The organism is Bradyrhizobium sp. USDA 4541 (assembly GCF_024171085.1).
Lineage (GTDB): Bacteria > Pseudomonadota > Alphaproteobacteria > Rhizobiales > Xanthobacteraceae > Bradyrhizobium > Bradyrhizobium australafricanum.
In genome coordinates this window covers 4,870,529-4,882,808 of the sequence record NZ_JALJZF010000001.1, presented here as the reverse complement: position 1 = coordinate 4,882,808, position 12,280 = coordinate 4,870,529, and the positions used below count along the sequence as shown (strand labels likewise).

Genomic DNA, 12,280 nt, shown 5'->3' with positions numbered 1-12,280 from the left:
TAGGGGGGAGCCTCGCAGCCCCTCCCCTCCCACACCACCGTACATACGGGTCCGTATACGGCGGTTCGCTGGATAGGGATTGCGGACTACTCCGCAGCCTCTGCGTTGATCTCGGCCGAGACCTGGCGGATGGCGCGGGCGAGCTGCTCGGCCGGCTGGGCGCCGGACACCGCGTATTTCTGCGCGAACACGAAGGTCGGCACGCCGGAAATACCCTTCTCGGCGGCCTCCTGGGCCTGCGCCGAGACCAGGGCGACATCCTCGTCGGTGGCAAGACGCTTGCGCACGTCGTCGGCATCGAGCCCGACATCGCTTGCCGCCTGCACCAGCACGTTGCTGTCGGTGAGATCGCCGCCGTCGCGGAAATACAGCTCCATCAGCCGCTGCTTCATCTCGGCCGCCTTGCCTTTGGCCTCGGCCCAGTGGATCAGGCGATGGCAGTCGATCGTGTTGGGCTGCCGCTTGACGAGCTCGGGATGGTAGGTGAGCCCCTCCTCATTGGCGGCGGCGACCACGCGGCCGGCAATGCCCTTGTAGGCCTCGACCGAGCCGAACTTGGCGGTGAGATATTCCTCGCGGCTGATGCCTTCGCGCGGCACCCAATTGTTGAGGAAGAACGGCCGCCAATGCACCTCGACCGGCACATCGGGCACCAGCTTGAGCGCATCCTCGATGCGATGCTTGCCGATATAGCACCAGGGGCAAACGACGTCGGAGACGATGTCGAGGCGAAGCGGCTTCAGATCGCTCATGGCGGGGTTCCCGGCGGAAAATGGAACCCCAAAGGTAGGCCGAAAGCGCTCCGAGACAAGCCGCTATTTCATACTGGCTGCCATCTGCCGCATCCGCTCGGCGGTCAGCTCATCGGCCGGGAAGAAGGTCTCCAGCGCCAGTTCCTGCAGCGTGATGTCGACCGGCGTGCCGAACACCATGGTGGTCGAGATGAAGCTCAGGATCTCGCCATTGAGGCGGAGCTTGAAGGGGAGCGCGACGTTGTTGTCGGTGGTGATCGGGGCCGACCGCGCCGGGATCGGATAGGACTTCAGATCCTGGTAGAGCTTGAGCAGCTCCGGATCGGCCGTTGCCTCGCATTGCCGATGCAGCCGCTCCAGAAGATGCGCGGCCCATTCCGCGAGGTTCACGGTGCGCGGGGCGAGGCCCTCGGGATGGAAGGCAAGCCGCAGGATGTTGAAGGGCTGGCCGAGCAGCCGCTGCGGCACGCCCTCGAGCAGCGGCGCCACCATGCGGTTGGCGGAGACCAGATTCCAGTGCCGGTCATAGGCCAGCGCCGGATTGGGCTCGTGCGCCTTCAGCACCAGGTTGATGGCCTCGCGCGCCGATTTCAGCGCCGGATCGTCCAGCGAGCGTTGCGGGAATGCGGGCGCGAAACCCGCGGCGACCAGCAGCACGTTGCGTTCGCGTAGGGGCACGTCGAGGCGCTCCGCCAGTTTGAGGACCATGTCACGCGACGGTGCCGAGCGGCCGGTCTCGACGAAGCTCAAATGCCGCGCCGAGATCTCGGCATCGACGGCAAGGTCGAGCTGGCTGAGATGACGGCGCTGCCGCCACTCGCGCAGGTGCTCGCCGATCGGAACGGGTTTTGCGGGCTCGGCCCGCGCCATGGATGCATGTGCGTTCATGATGCGAAACCTACCATGCGGAATTCGCCCGTTCCATTACGCCTGAGGTAATCGAATTGGCGCGCTGGCCGGCTCATCCTCCACGGCACAGGAGATGACCATGCTGATGCTATCCCTTGTCCGCGCCCTCGCCGTCCTGCTGCCGTGGCTGGTCCATCTGGCCACCTGGCTGCTGGCGCGCTCGCTCAACATGCCGCAGCCGCTCGTGCACGCGACCGGCGTGTTCGTGTTCGCGCACGTCTATGCGGCCGAGATGAGGGTCGGCAAGGCGCTGTGTCCGCTCCGGCTGTGGCGTCAGCTGCAGTCGCTGTTCCGCTGACCACCCCATCCCAACCCGAGGAGACACTGCCATGATCCATTCGTCCCAGCTGCTGCGCCGCGCCTTGCTTGCCGACGCCGTCTTCAGCGGCGTATCCGCCATAGCCATGGTGCTCGACGCCGGCGCGCTGGCATCGCTGCTCGGCCTGCCGGAAGCGCTGCTGCGCGAGACCGGGCTGTTCCTGATCGCCTATACCGCGCTGGTCGGCTGGCTCGGCACGCGCATGTCGGTGCCGAAGCTGCTGGTGATGCTGGTGGTCGTCGGCAACGCGGCCTGGACGCTCGCCAGCATCGCGCTGCTGCTGTCGGGCGCGGTGTCGCCGAACCTCTTCGGGACCCTCGTGATCCTGGCCCAGGCGATCGCCACCGGCGTGTTCGGCGAGCTGCAATATGTCGGGCTGCGCCGCAGCGGCGAGACGGTCGCGGCGTAAATCGAATGCCGGATGTGACGAGCGGCCGTCGCGGCAAACGCGGCGGCCGTTTCCGTCAGCTCAGCACGACCGCGACGATCATACCGGCAAAGGTCAGCGCCAGGCCGATGATCAGCATCGGCACCAGACTGCTGCCGGCAAACGGATCGGCCTGATCCTGATGAAACCACGCGCCGTCGATGGCACGCGCGATCGCTTTCGCTCTGTTCCTCATTGCACTGCTGCTCCTGCTTCGCTTCGCCTGTAACGCTCGCCGACCGCCAGCATCACGCCCTGTCCGCCGGCGACGCCCATCTCGAGGCTCGAGGCGATGCGCCGCGCGCGATCGATGAAATGCGCCGCCGCGTCAGGCGGGCACAGCTCGGCCGCGGTCGCCTCGAACAGTTCGAGCCAGCGGTCGAAATGCGCGGCGTCGATCGGCAGCGGCATATGCTTGACCATCGGCGTGCCGTGATAGCGCCCGGTCATCAGCGCAACCGAAGACCAGAACGCGCACATCTGCGCCAGATGCGGCTCCCAATTGCTGATCCTGGTCTCGAACACCGGTCCGATCATCGGGTCCTTGCGGACCTTGGCGTAGAAGGCATGCACCAGCTGCTCGATCATGGCCTCGGTGATCCCGGTCCGCGCGACAATCCCGGCGGTGATCTGCTCGCGGCGCTCTGCTGCTGTCATGGCATACATCCTAAATAGGTATTTCAAATGCCTATTTAGGCTGCTATAGCTGATCCGCCAAGTGCTGATTTCGAAGGGCTTCCATGCGCCTGACATCGTTCACGGATTTTGCGCTCCGCGCCCTGATGCGGCTGGCCGGCGAGCCGGACCGGTCGTTTGCGACCAGCGAGATCGCGGCCGAGTTCGACATTTCCCGCAATCACCTTGCCAAGGTGGTGCGCGACCTTGCCGACGCCGGCTTCATTGCCACCCAGCGCGGCGCCGGTGGCGGGTTTTCGCTGGCACGGCCGGCGGAGACCATCACCCTCGGCCAGGTTGTCCGTGCGCTGGAAGGCGACAGTGCGCTGGTCGAATGTTTCAGGGATGATGGCGGAGATTGTCTGCTGCTGCCGCGCTGCCGGCTGAAGGCGAAGCTTGCGGCGGCACGCGAGGCCTTCATGCGCGAGCTCGACGGAACGACGCTCGCCGAATGCGCGTACCTGCCGCGTCCCGGCCGCCATCCCGCGAGGGCATCATGACGACGATCACATTCGCGGACGGCGCGTTCGAGGTCGACGCCAATATCGTCGCCGAAGGCCTCGGCATCGCGGTTCCGCTGCTGCAGGCCGGGATGCGCTCGGGCGCAATCACGACGCGCTCGGAGCGCGGGCTTGACGCCGATCAGGGGCGGCATCGCCTCACATTCTTCTCGGGGAGCAAGCGTTTCCGTCTCGTCATCGACGAGCACGGCACGATCATCCAACGCTCGACGCTGGATTTCGGCAATTCACCGTTGCCACGCGCGGCGCACCGGCCGAGCGGCTAGTGTGCTGAATGCGAAGTTCGTGCGATTTCGCAGCAGCCACTTTCACGAACTTCGCATTCATAAAGCACACTAGAATCATAAGTTTGCTAGTGTCCTTATCGAATCCGAAGTTCGCTCCGAAGGTGCGGCAAATGATGCGAACTTCGGATTCGGGACACTAGCACTACTTTGGCAGATTGTTGATTTTGCCGCGTTTTATAGGATTCCCGAATCAATTTTTCAATGATTCATGGGTGGTCGGCTCTGGGAGGGCTGACCATGCCCGGATGGGAAGACGAACTCGAACGTTGGCTGATGCCGTTCTTGGACCGGCTGGGTCATAAGACCCGGCAGCGGATGTGTCCTCTGTATGTTGCGGGATTGATCGGTCCGGGCGATCGCAAGAGCGTTCAGCCGATGGCGGAACGCCTTGCCACGGGCAACTACGACCAGTTGCACCATTTCATTGCGGACGGTGTCTGGGACGCGACGCCGCTGGAGACAGAGCTGCTCAACCAGGCGGACCGACTTGTCGGCGGCAGGGATGCGGTGCTGGTTATTGATGACACCTCACTTCCCAAGAAGGGTGAGCGCTCGGTCGGTGTTGCGGCTCAATACGCCTCGGCTCTCGGTAAAACGGCAAATTGCCAAACGCTGGTGTCTTTGACGCTTGCTCGCGGCGAAGTGCCCGTGATGGTCGCGTTACGTCTCTTTCTGCCTGACAGTTGGACAAGCGACATATCTCGTTTGAAGCGCGCTCGCGTGCCAGTCGAACATCGAACGGCACGGTCCAAGCCCGAGATTGCTCTAGCCGAGATTGACCGCGCGATGGCAGCCAACGTGCGCTTTGGATGTGTGCTGGCGGATGCAGGATACGGCCTCAGCGCACCGTTTCGACAAGGGCTAACAGAGCGCGGGCTGACCTGGGCTGTCGGCATCCCTCGGCACCAGAAAGTGTATCCGGTCGATGTGAAGCTCATTTGGCCGATTACCAAGGTCCGCGGAAAACCACGAAAGCACCACGTGCCCGATATCTTATCGATTGCCGCAGAACAAATGCTCGCCAGCGCCAAATGGAAAACCGTGAGTTGGCGTAGCGGGACGAAAGGTCGGCTGAAAGCCCAATTTGCTGCTCTCCGTGTCCGGACCGCCGACGGCCCTCCGCAGCGGATATGGGATAAAGGTCAGCAGCATCTCCCAGGCGACGAAGCCTGGCTCATTGGCGAGCAACGTGCGTCCGGGGAGAAGAAATACTATCTGGCCAACCTTCCGGCGGCGACGGATCTGCGCACGCTGGCCGCCACCATCAAGGCACGGTGGATTTGTGAGCAGGCGCATCAGCAGTTGAAGGAGGAACTTGGACTTGATCACTTCGAAGGGCGATCATGGCAAGGTCTTCATCGTCACGCCTTGATGACAATGATTGCCTACGCCTTCCTGCAACATCGTCGCCTCGCATACGCGGGGCGGAAAAAAAAGAATCAACGGGCCTCCGCCTCAGCCAACCATGCCAGCCGTACGTCACGCCATCGTCGATCTCATCCTTCGGCCGCCGTCTCAGCAGTGCCCATATTGCCGAAAGCAAATCCGTGAAAAACAGCGGCGAAAAAACAATCTGTTCGCGGTAGGGACCCCCATCACTGGGCGCCCCCCGCGCAGATCCCGGCGAGCCCAATTAAGGCACCGGGCTCCTACCTCGGGTGTTTGACGGCGAAGCGCAGCTTCGGCCATGGATGAAGGATGCGAACCTTGGGGAGCCAGTCGTCGGTGATCTGCGTTATGCGATCCCAGGTCAGACAGTTCCGCTGACTGCGCCGCCGAAGCGTACGCCTCCAGAGGTCGGTCAGATAGAACCGAAACGCATTGAGCGCTCGGCCATTCGTCGGGACAGCAAAGTACGCAAAGTGGCCGGTCACGACCTGCCTGAGCCATCTCCCCTGTGCAGGGATCGGCCAGTGCATTCGGCGCCTCAGCTCCTCCTTGATCTCGCGGAGTTTGGTTCGCATGCGGTCGCTACGGGTCTTCCGTTGAAGCTGGAAGCGCCCTTGGCGTGATTTGCCGCAGATGAATGTGAACCCCATGAACGCAAAGGTTTCCGGCTTTCCGAGTCCGCGCTGCTTACGTTGAGCCGCCGCATGGCGACCAAACTCAATCAGGCGGGTCTTGGCCGGATGGAGCGTCAGCTCGAACTCCTCCAGTCTCGCGCGCATCGCATCGAGGAAACGACGTGCGTCGTCCTCGCGCTCAAAGCCGACCACTACATCGTCCGCGTAACGCACGATGATCATGCCGCCGGAGGCCTCGCGTTGTCGCCAGCGCTTGGCCCACAGGTCGAGAGCGTAGTGTAGGTAGATGTTGCCGAGGAGCGGTGAAATCACCGAACCTTGACCCGTTCCCCTGTCATCAACGGTTACGACGCCGTCTTCGAGAATACCTGCCTTCAGCCATTTCTGGATGAGGCGGATGATGCGCTTGTCGCCGATCCTATGTTCCAAGAAGCGCGCCAGCCAAGATTGACTGACTGCGCCAAAGAAATTTTGGATGTCGGCGTCAACGATCCAGTTCACCTGCCGCGTCTCGATCGCTGTGCAGAGCGCGTCCAACGCATCATGTGGCCCTCTGCCGGGCCGAAACCCGTAGGAAAAGCCACAGAAGTCTCCTTCGTAGATGGCGTTGAGCACGATGACGGTGGCGCCCTGGACGATTTTGTCCTCGAGAGCCGCGATCGCTAACGGCCGCTGCTTGCCGTCTGCCTTTGGTATGTACGTCCGGCGAGACGGTTGCGGGCGGTATGTTCCTCGTTGGACCCGTTTGTGCAGATCGGCGAGCTGGGGCTCGAGATCTTCCTCGTAGTCCTGCCACGTCATGCCATCCACTCCGGGAGCGGCCCTACGCCTGAGCGCAAAGAACGCCGCCCGCAGTGTATCGACATTGATGTGGTGAAGGAGCGCGGTGAACCGGTCCTTCTTCCTCAGCCTTGCGGCTGCCCGTACGCGGTCCAGCGACTGGGTCATGCGAGCCCGGCCCTGTGTCCGGTGTATGCGCCGCTGTTCCGCGTTTCCCTTGGTCCCCAGCCTTGGCTCCACCCACTCCTCCGCCGGTAATCCGGCTTTGTTCGTCGGCTTCTCAGCTACTATGCCAGAGTCAGACTTCTCCGTGTCGTGCATCAGCGGCTACGGCTCCTCGCCTTCCCGCTGCGGACCATATCCTCGGAGGAGGAAGGTGGCCGACCCGGAGATATCCCGGTTCCCGTACAAGGAGCTTCCATGCATGCCAGGGTCTACGACCACGCCGGGCTGGACGGGTGCTCGCGTTTGCGCACTCGCCCATGTTGCCTTCCGCTCTTTGGACAGCGTCGACGCCCGGGATAACACTGTTTCGCGGCTCAATGGCTGGCCTGCATGCTCCCCTACCGACGCTTCGCCGACCCCCTCGCGGAGGCCTGCGCACGGCTCGGGGCCGATGTGGTTCGCTACACCTTCATCGCAATGGACTTTCACCATCTACTCCTTGCCGGTCTCCCGGCGCACCCAAAGTAGTGCTAGGTGGTGTGGACATTTATCGCATCCATAAGACGATGGCTGCGAGAGTAACGACGGCCAGGTAATTTCGGGCGGTCTTTTCGAAGCGGGTTGCGACGCGGCGGAACTGCTTGAGTTTTGAGAAGCAGCATTCGACGAGATGACGCTGGGCATAGAGATGCTTGTCCAGCGGATATTTGAGCGCACGTGACGGGTTGTTGGGGATGACGGCGAGCGCGCCTTTGGCAGCGATCGCCTGGCGCAAGTGATCGGCGTCATAAGCCGTATCCGCCATGACGACCTGGGCAGGTAATCCCTCGATCAATTCGGCGGCTTGCGGTACGTCGCTCTTCTGACCTGCGGTGAGCTTGAACCGTACGGGACATCCCAGGCCGCGAACGGCCATATGTATCTTGGTGCTCAGGCCACCGCGCGAGCGACCGATCGCCTGATCTTCAGACCCCCTTTTTTCGCCCCAGCGGCGTGCTGGTGCGCCCGGACGATGGTGGAGTCGACGATCAGATACTCGAAGTCCGGATCACCGGACATCGCTTCGAATATGCGCCACCAGACCCCCTTGATGCTCCATCGACTGAAGCGCCGAAACACGCTGTTCCAGTCTCCAAACACCTCCGGAAGATCACGCCAGGGAGAGCCAGTGCGCACGATCCAAAGTACGCCCTCCACAAACATCCGGTTGTCCCGTCCGGTCGAACCCTTCTGGTCAGGCCGGCCGATGATCAGCGGCGCCATCCGCTCCCATGTCGCGTCGCTCAATACCAAGCGGTCCATCACACCCAAGGCGGCCTCCCCAAAAGCAGCCTTGAATCTGATTTGCGCCTAAAAGGGAATCCTTAGAGTCCACACCACCTAGAGCGTTTTCGAGCGACGTGAGTCTCAGGCGTTCAGCGCCCGAGCGGTGCCGCGCTTCGACGAGGCGGCCTTCTTGCCCGCCGTGTTGATCAGGCTGTGGCCATTCAGGTGCTTGCCGTTCAGCGCCGTGCCGTTGGCGAGCTTGCCGTTTGCTTTGGCTGCCTTCTTCGCCTGCCGCTGCCTGGCCCGCTCCTCGGCCAGTTTCTCGGCCTTGCGCTGTGCCTTCCGCTCGGCCCTTTCCTTCAGCCGCACCCGCTCCGCCCTCGCCTCCGCGCGCTTCTTCTTGCGCTTCTTCTCGCAGGCATCGCACTTGCAGCCGATCGGCTTCAGATAGGCTTTGAAATAGTCGGTTCCGTAGTCGTAATTGATTTCGTCGCCCGGCTCGATGTCCTTGATGGCGCGGATGAACACCTTGCGCTTGCGTGGGCGAACGTCGGATTCCGCGTTCGGCCTGCAGGCATGGTTGATGTAGCGCGCGACGTTCTCGCGGATCGAGCCGTCGATGGTCCAGCGGTTGGTGAGCTCGAACAGATATTTGTTCTCGATCGCGTCCTCATCCTTCTTCTTCGAGTCGAGCAACGGCCCGAAATAACGGATGATCTTGGTGCCTTTCTTGATCGGCTTGGTGGCGAAAAGGCCAAGACCGGTCCGGGAACGGCCGACGCGATAGGGCTTGTTGGATGATATCGTGGGCATGACGATCGAGGTTACGGCACGCAGGTGCACGCGACAGAAGTTGCGAAGCCGCCCTTCTAGGACGATTCCGCGCGCCTGTCAGGTGTTTCCCGCGTGTCTATTGAACCTTCCCCAGATTGCATATGTCAGAGACAAAGTAACGTCCGGATCGCAGGTTTCCCCCGATGAAATACCTTGCTTTTGCAACAGTCTTTATGACGGCTGCCGGCGCAAATCCCGGTCATGCCGGCTCCGAGACGATCAGCAGCAGCTACACATCGACCGCGCCCAAGGCCTGCCGCATGATCGGCAAGCCCAGCGAAGAGGACGGCAGCACCACCAGGGTCTGCCCGGGAAAATCCGGGCTTGTGGTGCTGATCAACGAGGGCGATCTGCGTGAAGTGGTCTCGGTGGGCCGAAACCGCGAGGCGGCAGCCAGGGAACCGGCGGCGCGGGCCTGGTTCGGCCCGTTCAGTTCGACCGGCGACAGGGTCGAATGGCGTGCAGCCGGCGGCAAACCGTTTGCGATCATCCAGCGCTGGCAGATCGCCGACAACAGCGAACAGGACAAGCGCGGCGGTCCTGTCTCGCGGGCAATGCTCGCCGTGACCCGGCTGCCGCCGGGCGATGTCTGTCATGTCGCCTATGTCGACGTCGCGGCCAATCCCAACGCCAACGAGCTGGCGCGGCAGGCTGCCGATGATTTCGCCCGCGATTTCAAATGCGGCACGGATACGGTGAAGACGATCGGACAGAGCGGCCGGACCACGTCGCTTGTGAGGCGCTAGTGTGCTGAATGCGAAGTTCGTGCGATTTCGCGGCAACCACTTTCACGAACTTCGCATTCATAAAGCACACTAGAATCATAAGTTTGCTAGTGTCCTTATCGAATCCGAAGTTCGCTCCGAAGGTGCGGCAAATGATGCGAACTTCGGATTCGGGACGCTAGCCCAGGGCAGCACTGGTTATTGCCGCGCCGAGCGGCCCGCGGACAATCGCAGCATCGCGGTCAATAGCGTTTCCGCGGATGTGCCCTCGGGCGACCGATCCAGAATCGTCTTGAGGCGTCCGTCGAGCAGCAGCATGGTGAAACCATGCACCAGCGACCAGGCCGACGCGATCGCGGCGGCCTGATCCAGCGTAAGCTGCTCCTTGGAAATCTGCTCGTGCCGGCTGGCGCCGACGCCGCGGGTCAGCCCTGCGAACGAAGCCTCGGACGCCTCGTGCAGCGACGGGCGCGAGTGATCAAGCCGCTCGCTGCGGAACATCAGCCCGTATATGCCGGGATGTGCCTGGGCATAGGCAACATAAGCCTTGGCGCTCGCCACGCCCTTCTCGGGCGTCGTGGCCGCCGAAGCGTCCGCAGCCGCCATTGCCAGGCCGAATTGCCGGAAACCGATCGCCGCAAGTTCGCTGAGCAAACCGGTGAGATCGCCGAAATGATGCGTCGGCGCGGCGTGCGACACGCCGGCCTCGCGCGCCACCGCACGCAATGTCAGCCCCGCCAATCCATCACGCTCGAGCACGCGCTCGGCGGCCTTCAATAGCGCCTCATGCAGATCGCCATGGTGATACGGCGTGTCATTGGCGCGGCGCCGTCGGGCCGGACGAGCTGCCGCAGTCCGTGCAACCCGGCGGGTCGGAGCCCGTGCCGGGCGAGTCGCCTTGTTTTCTTTGGAGATTCTTGCCATGCGGCCTTATAGGTCGCAATTTTTACACTGTAAAGATTTTGCTTGACGATCGGCGGCGTCATCCCTACTGATATCTTTACGATGTAAAGATTATAATGCAGGGAGATGCGGAATGCTCGACCAGGTCACATCCAACGCGGCGCGCACCAATCTGGCGCCGATCCCATTCGAAGCCGACGCGCCGTTCCTGAAGATCTCGGGCGAATTGCCGCGCGAGCTGAACGGCACGCTCTATCGCAACGGCCCCAATCCGCAGTTCGAGGCGCCGGGTGCGCACTGGTTCGTCGGCGACGGCATGCTGCACGCCTTCCATCTCGAGAACGGCCGCGCCAGCTACCGCAACCGCTGGGTCCGCACGCCGAAATGGCAGGCCGAGCACGACGCCGGTCGCGCGCTGTTCGGCGGCTTCGGCCGCAAGATGCCGGATGCGCCGGCCACCACAACGACCGACGGCGGCGTCGCCAACACCAACATCATCTTCCATGGCGGCCGCCTGCTCGCGCTGGAGGAAGGCCATCTGCCGACCGAGATCGAGCCCGGCACGCTCAATCGCCTCGGCTATTGCGACTACAAGGGCGCGATCACAGGCCCCTTCACCGCGCATCCCAAGATCGATCCGGCGACCGGCGAGATGGTGTTCTTCGGCTACAACGCCGCGGGCCCGCTGACGCCGGCGCTGTCGTTCGGTGCGGTGAGCTCGTCCGGCGTGGTGACGCGGTTCGAACGCTTCGAGGCGCCTTATGCCAGCATGGTGCACGACTTCATCGTCACCGAGAATCATGTGCTGTTTCCGATCCTGCCGATCACCGGCAGCATGCAGCGCGCGATGCGCGGACAGGCGCCGTACGCCTGGGAGCCGGAGAAAGGCGCCTATGTCGGCGTGATGAAGCGCAGCGGCGCGTCAAAGGACATCGTCTGGTTCCGCGCCGAGACCTGCTACGTTTTCCACGTGATGAACGCGTGGGAAGATGGCAACCGCATCATCGCCGACGTGATGCAGTTCGAGGAAGCGCCGCTGTTCAATCATCCCGACGGCTCGCCGACGGACCCGCAGAAGAACCGCGCGCGCTATTGCCGCTGGACCTTCGGCCTCTCCGGCAACACCGACCGCTTCACGCAAACCTATCTCGACGACCTCACCGGCGAATTTCCGCGCGTCGACGATCGCCGCGCCGGATTTGCCAGCAATCACGGCTGGTACGCCTGCGCCAACCCCGATCTGCCGATGTTCGGTGCGCTGTCGGGCATCGTGCATGTCGACGGCCGCGGCAAGCGGCTCGGCCACTATCTGCTGCCCGCCGGCGATACGATCTCCGAGCCTGTGTTCGTCGAGCGCGGCGCTGACGCCGCGGAAGGCGACGGCTGGCTGCTCGCGGTGGTCTGGCGCGCCCGCGAAAACCGCAGCGACCTCGCCGTGTTCAACGCGCAAGATGTCGAAGCGGGCCCGACCGCGCTGGTCCATCTCGCCCACCGCGTGCCGGATGGATTCCACGGCAATTGGGTTGGGGCGGAGTAGCCAACGATCACCCCGGACGTCAGTGCGCCAACCTCTCCACGCGTCATGCCCGGGCTTGTCCCGGGCATCCACGTCTTTGTCGCCACCGACCGAAAACGAGCGGTCGCCACTTTATGCCATTGGCAAACCTTGGATTTTCCCGTCACCTCACGATTT

Annotated in this window: 15 protein-coding genes; 7 read left to right on the top strand and 8 right to left on the bottom strand. The window is 62.9% G+C overall.

Features of this window, described 5'->3' with window-relative positions:
* Nucleotides 1-86: 86 nt before the first annotated feature.
* Together J2R80_RS22960 and J2R80_RS22955 are read right to left on the bottom strand one after the other, a co-directional pair.
* Nucleotides 87-752 carry a DsbA family oxidoreductase gene (locus J2R80_RS22960; protein ID WP_038385983.1) on the bottom strand — a complete coding sequence of 222 codons (666 nt, stop codon included), beginning with the start codon at nucleotides 750-752 and terminating at the stop codon, nucleotides 87-89.
* Between the two features lie 63 nt (nucleotides 753-815).
* Nucleotides 816-1,640, bottom strand: a complete 825-nt coding sequence (locus tag J2R80_RS22955; protein WP_038385984.1) for a helix-turn-helix domain-containing protein — start codon at nucleotides 1,638-1,640, stop codon at nucleotides 816-818.
* 94 nt (nucleotides 1,641-1,734) lie between these two features.
* Here J2R80_RS22955 and J2R80_RS22950 point away from each other — a divergent pair, with 94 nt between their 5' ends.
* Together J2R80_RS22950 and J2R80_RS22945 are read left to right on the top strand one after the other, a co-directional pair.
* Nucleotides 1,735-1,959 (top strand): hypothetical protein, encoded by a 225-nt coding sequence (locus J2R80_RS22950; protein ID WP_076825597.1) that lies wholly within the window; start codon nucleotides 1,735-1,737, stop codon nucleotides 1,957-1,959.
* Between the two features lie 31 nt (nucleotides 1,960-1,990).
* Entirely contained in the window at nucleotides 1,991-2,389 is a 399-nt protein-coding gene (locus J2R80_RS22945; protein ID WP_253639464.1) for a hypothetical protein, read from the top strand.
* A 55-nt stretch (nucleotides 2,390-2,444) separates the two neighbouring features.
* Here J2R80_RS22945 and J2R80_RS22940 read toward each other — a convergent pair whose 3' ends face one another.
* Both J2R80_RS22940 and J2R80_RS22935 read right to left on the bottom strand, forming a co-directional pair.
* Nucleotides 2,445-2,603 (bottom strand): hypothetical protein, encoded by a 159-nt coding sequence (locus J2R80_RS22940; protein WP_194295321.1) that lies wholly within the window; start codon nucleotides 2,601-2,603, stop codon nucleotides 2,445-2,447.
* Nucleotides 2,600-3,064, bottom strand: a complete 465-nt coding sequence (locus J2R80_RS22935) for a group III truncated hemoglobin (protein ID WP_083714912.1) — start codon at nucleotides 3,062-3,064, stop codon at nucleotides 2,600-2,602. The genes J2R80_RS22940 and J2R80_RS22935 overlap by 4 nt, the downstream gene beginning before the upstream one ends.
* An 83-nt stretch (nucleotides 3,065-3,147) precedes the next feature.
* Between J2R80_RS22935 and J2R80_RS22930 the strand changes: the two genes are divergently transcribed.
* The 3 genes from J2R80_RS22930 (at nucleotide 3,148) to J2R80_RS22920 (ending at nucleotide 5,441) form a co-directional block, all read left to right on the top strand.
* On the top strand, nucleotides 3,148-3,582 hold the full coding sequence (locus J2R80_RS22930; protein ID WP_092085010.1) for an Rrf2 family transcriptional regulator: 435 nt from the start codon (nucleotides 3,148-3,150) through the stop codon (nucleotides 3,580-3,582).
* Nucleotides 3,579-3,869 carry a DUF6522 family protein gene (locus tag J2R80_RS22925; RefSeq protein ID WP_028339832.1) on the top strand — a complete coding sequence of 97 codons (291 nt, stop codon included), beginning with the start codon at nucleotides 3,579-3,581 and terminating at the stop codon, nucleotides 3,867-3,869. Before J2R80_RS22930 ends, J2R80_RS22925 begins: the two co-directional genes overlap by 4 nt.
* A 222-nt stretch (nucleotides 3,870-4,091) precedes the next feature.
* Nucleotides 4,092-5,441 carry an IS701 family transposase gene (locus J2R80_RS22920; protein ID WP_253588474.1) on the top strand — a complete coding sequence of 450 codons (1,350 nt, stop codon included), beginning with the start codon at nucleotides 4,092-4,094 and terminating at the stop codon, nucleotides 5,439-5,441.
* Nucleotides 5,442-5,539: 98 nt separating this feature from the next.
* Here the strand turns inward: J2R80_RS22920 and ltrA are convergent, their stop codons facing one another.
* From ltrA to J2R80_RS22905, 3 genes are all read right to left on the bottom strand, one after another.
* Nucleotides 5,540-7,015, bottom strand: coding sequence for a group II intron reverse transcriptase/maturase (ltrA, locus tag J2R80_RS22915; protein ID WP_253637902.1), 1,476 nt, complete (start codon nucleotides 7,013-7,015; stop codon nucleotides 5,540-5,542).
* 391 nt (nucleotides 7,016-7,406) lie between these two features.
* Nucleotides 7,407-8,170 (bottom strand): IS5 family transposase gene (locus J2R80_RS22910; RefSeq protein WP_139481326.1). Its coding sequence is split into 2 segments (ribosomal slippage): nucleotides 7,407-7,832 and nucleotides 7,835-8,170, totalling 762 coding nucleotides; the frame shifts between segments, so codons are not numbered across the junction.
* Between the two features lie 96 nt (nucleotides 8,171-8,266).
* Nucleotides 8,267-8,938: an SET domain-containing protein gene (locus J2R80_RS22905; RefSeq protein ID WP_076825821.1), complete on the bottom strand. Its 672-nt coding sequence runs from the start codon at nucleotides 8,936-8,938 to the stop codon at nucleotides 8,267-8,269.
* 194 nt (nucleotides 8,939-9,132) lie between these two features.
* Between J2R80_RS22905 and J2R80_RS22900 the strand changes: the two genes are divergently transcribed.
* Nucleotides 9,133-9,705 (top strand): hypothetical protein, encoded by a 573-nt coding sequence (locus J2R80_RS22900; RefSeq protein WP_141342780.1) that lies wholly within the window; start codon nucleotides 9,133-9,135, stop codon nucleotides 9,703-9,705.
* Between the two features lie 177 nt (nucleotides 9,706-9,882).
* On the opposite strand, the gene J2R80_RS22895 is transcribed toward J2R80_RS22900, so the two are convergent.
* Complete coding sequence (locus J2R80_RS22895; protein WP_253639463.1) at nucleotides 9,883-10,608, bottom strand: TetR/AcrR family transcriptional regulator; 726 nt, start codon at nucleotides 10,606-10,608, stop codon at nucleotides 9,883-9,885.
* A gap of 112 nt (nucleotides 10,609-10,720) precedes the next feature.
* On the opposite strand from J2R80_RS22895, the gene J2R80_RS22890 reads away from it, so the two are divergent.
* Complete coding sequence (locus J2R80_RS22890) at nucleotides 10,721-12,124, top strand: carotenoid oxygenase family protein (RefSeq protein ID WP_253639462.1); 1,404 nt, start codon at nucleotides 10,721-10,723, stop codon at nucleotides 12,122-12,124.
* The last annotated feature ends 156 nt before the right edge of the window (nucleotides 12,125-12,280 follow it).

What these genes read in the sequence shown, in the direction of transcription:
- ltrA (WP_253637902.1), bottom strand. Translation starts at nt 7,015, where the DNA reads ATGCACGACACGGAGAAGTCTGACTCTGGCATAGTAGCTGAGAAGCCG.
- J2R80_RS22930 (WP_092085010.1), top strand. Translation starts at nt 3,148, where the DNA reads ATGCGCCTGACATCGTTCACGGATTTTGCGCTCCGCGCCCTGATGCGG.
- J2R80_RS22955 (WP_038385984.1), bottom strand. Translation starts at nt 1,640, where the DNA reads ATGAACGCACATGCATCCATGGCGCGGGCCGAGCCCGCAAAACCCGTT.
- J2R80_RS22920 (WP_253588474.1), top strand. Translation starts at nt 4,092, where the DNA reads ATGATTCATGGGTGGTCGGCTCTGGGAGGGCTGACCATGCCCGGATGG.
- J2R80_RS22925 (WP_028339832.1), top strand. Translation starts at nt 3,579, where the DNA reads ATGACGACGATCACATTCGCGGACGGCGCGTTCGAGGTCGACGCCAAT.
- J2R80_RS22895 (WP_253639463.1), bottom strand. Translation starts at nt 10,608, where the DNA reads ATGGCAAGAATCTCCAAAGAAAACAAGGCGACTCGCCCGGCACGGGCT.
- J2R80_RS22900 (WP_141342780.1), top strand. Translation starts at nt 9,133, where the DNA reads ATGACGGCTGCCGGCGCAAATCCCGGTCATGCCGGCTCCGAGACGATC.
- J2R80_RS22940 (WP_194295321.1), bottom strand. Translation starts at nt 2,603, where the DNA reads ATGAGGAACAGAGCGAAAGCGATCGCGCGTGCCATCGACGGCGCGTGG.
- J2R80_RS22950 (WP_076825597.1), top strand. Translation starts at nt 1,735, where the DNA reads ATGACCATGCTGATGCTATCCCTTGTCCGCGCCCTCGCCGTCCTGCTG.
- J2R80_RS22890 (WP_253639462.1), top strand. Translation starts at nt 10,721, where the DNA reads ATGCTCGACCAGGTCACATCCAACGCGGCGCGCACCAATCTGGCGCCG.
- J2R80_RS22960 (WP_038385983.1), bottom strand. Translation starts at nt 752, where the DNA reads ATGAGCGATCTGAAGCCGCTTCGCCTCGACATCGTCTCCGACGTCGTT.
- J2R80_RS22935 (WP_083714912.1), bottom strand. Translation starts at nt 3,064, where the DNA reads ATGACAGCAGCAGAGCGCCGCGAGCAGATCACCGCCGGGATTGTCGCG.
- J2R80_RS22905 (WP_076825821.1), bottom strand. Translation starts at nt 8,938, where the DNA reads ATGCCCACGATATCATCCAACAAGCCCTATCGCGTCGGCCGTTCCCGG.
- J2R80_RS22945 (WP_253639464.1), top strand. Translation starts at nt 1,991, where the DNA reads ATGATCCATTCGTCCCAGCTGCTGCGCCGCGCCTTGCTTGCCGACGCC.